The sequence below is a fragment of the Citrobacter sp. HN-141 genome (assembly GCF_033341895.1).
Classification (GTDB): Bacteria; Pseudomonadota; Gammaproteobacteria; order Enterobacterales; family Enterobacteriaceae; genus Citrobacter.
Genome location: NZ_JAWPBF010000047.1, coordinates 1 through 2,410 on the forward strand (window position 1 = coordinate 1; position 2,410 = coordinate 2,410).

At 50.1% G+C, this 2,410-nt stretch carries 3 protein-coding genes; all 3 read right to left on the reverse strand.

The features are described from left to right. Nucleotides 1-377 (reverse strand): IS5/IS1182 family transposase (locus RYZ59_RS24465; RefSeq protein ID WP_032282494.1); only part of this gene is annotated, 377 nt, incomplete at its 3' end. Nucleotides 378-856: 479 nt separating this feature from the next. Continuing rightward, complete coding sequence (locus RYZ59_RS24470; protein WP_286563273.1) at nt 857-1,138, reverse strand: helix-turn-helix domain-containing protein; 282 nt, start codon at nt 1,136-1,138, stop codon at nt 857-859. Further along, on the reverse strand, nt 1,119-1,448 hold the full coding sequence (locus RYZ59_RS24475; protein ID WP_000493286.1) for a type II toxin-antitoxin system RelE/ParE family toxin: 330 nt from the start codon (nt 1,446-1,448) through the stop codon (nt 1,119-1,121). Before RYZ59_RS24475 ends, RYZ59_RS24470 begins: the two co-directional genes overlap by 20 nt. Nucleotides 1,449-2,410 lie beyond the last annotated feature (962 nt).

The window sequence follows — 2,410 nt, forward strand, 5'->3', positions numbered from 1 at the left end:
TTGATGGTCTTGAACAATTGGCGGGCCAGTTGATGCTGCTCCAGCAGGTGGCGGAAATTCATGATGGTGGTGCGATCCGGCAGGGCGCTATCCAGGGATAATCGGGCAAACAGGCGCATGGAGGCGATTTCGTACAGGGCATCTTCCATGGCACCGTCGCTCAGGTTGTACCAATGCTGCATGCAGTGAATACGCAGCATGGTCTCCAGCGGATAGGGCCGTCGGCCATTGCCCGCCTTGGGATAAAACGGCTCGATGACAGCGGTCATATTCTGCCATGGCAGAATCTGCTCCATGCGGGAGAGGAAAATCTCTTTTCGGGTCTGACGGCGCTTAGTGCTGAATTCACTATCGGCGAAGGTGAGTTGATGGCTCATGATGTCCCTCTGGGATGCGCTCCGGATGAATATGATGATCTCATATCAGGAACTTGTTCGCACCTTCCCTAACTTTGCAACAGTGCCTGTAATATCTGGCGTATTTATACTGCCGCAGCCTTGGACAGTTCGTGGTTTACGTAACCGGTATTGTTCCCACGTTTCGAGCTTTCCAGAACGACCTTCAACCCTCACCATCGGCCCTGCCAATGACAAGTTTGCCCACAAGGCAGTCTCGGAGATTCTTTTCGACCCATCAGCAACTTATGCCTAAGTCACCGGCGGCTTGCCTGCCACACATTGAACATTACAGACCAATTAGCACTTTGTCACCGGGGAAAGATGTAAAGATTATGTATAAATAGATTGGCTTAGAAGTGACATTTCAACTTTGGAGAAACAGGTGACATTTTAAACTTGCTTTAACAAAATTTTGGGACTGACCGAAACAAAAAGGCCAGCCCCGGAGGGCTGGCTATTCAGTACAGGGCAATGACAGGTTTCTTGATGCCGCAGGCGTGAGCGTAGCGGGTCAGTGTGTCGATGCTGGCTTTGGTGATGTTGTTTTCCAGGCGAGAAATAACCGGAGGTGTAACCCCCATGCGTTCAGCAACCTGCGCTTTTGTCAGGTTGTCATGCTTGCGCCATTCAGCAAGCAGCTCCCTGAGCTTTTCCTTACGTTCTTCTTCCTGCCATGCAGCGCGATATTCATCGCCCTGCATCCACTCGTTATGCAGTTCTTTATGGCTTACCAGTTTCATTAAGTACCTCCGCTAACCGCTTTTTGGCGAGATCGATTTCTTTCGCTGGCGTTTTCTGTGACTTCTTGATGAAAACACGGAGCATGATGATGGTATTGCCTTTGTGGTATACCCAGATTCCCCTGGCTATGTCCGTCCCCATCGTGCGGATCTCAAAAAGTCCATCGCCCAGGGGCTTCGTGTCCGGCTCCCGCAGTAATCGGGCGTCATACTCCAGTTTGCCGATGAGACGGTCAAACTTCACCCTGATTTTTACGGGTAATGCTGTGGCTTCTTCCCTGGCTTCCGGGTGATAAACAACGCTAAACATGTGACCTCCCATTTCTATTAATATTAACCTATAGGCTAATTTCAGACAAGGTAGAATTAACCTATAAGCTAATTTTGTTGGCAGTTATCGTGGCTACCCGGTCACTACCCTGTTAGCGTGAGTTTTCGTTCCACTGAGGAACGGGGATTTATGCGCGTTAGCGCATGTAAGGCGGCAGGATGAAATGACAGGTAGCACCGAGGGTTAGCCGCCGATACCAGTGAGGGATCGAAAGGGATCGCCTATCCATCCCTTCACCCTGCAAAGCCATATTCCGCTAAAAGCGGCTCAGAGGCTTTTGTGCGCGGTCGGAGTGGTCACAACAAGGCGAAGCCGCAGTTGGGGCGTATCTCCGCGTTAGCGGGTCGTAAGAGCCGCTTACGAGCGTGTAAGCTGATTCTTCAGCGATATTTGCTGACGTATCCGGCGTGGCCGGATTTGTCCAATCCCTCGATGGCTAACAGGCGAGCTGTTAGCCATCGAGGGATTCCGTTCTGAATGCCCCGCGCTTTAGCGTGGGGAGCTACTTTTGAGGCGCTCGCGCCGATGCTGTTCGGTTATCCACTTTTTAAAGGGGATAACAGTAATGTCTTTTATTTTTTGGTTTATCTTTTAATACGTAAGTAATTAAAAGATAAACCAAAAGAGTATTTGCGCCATCTCGTTTGCACTTCATTATCACTTACCCACAAGCTATACAGCAGTTGTGGTGGGTCTACGCCGGAACCGCCGAAAAATCCGTCATTCCTGTAGGCGGGATGGGTTGGATTTCGAAAATTATTGTACGTTAAGGCTGTTTTTTGTACTGAGGTTTATTGCAGACGTGCAGAATCCCCGCCAGCTAAGGCGGTAGTAGGCGGGGATCAGGCAAAGGTTAGGGAGTAGTAGGGGTCCGCTTGGAAAACGGAATCTATGGTCACTCCCGTTTTTGCAACACCGATTTTGACGACAAGTTGGCTTGC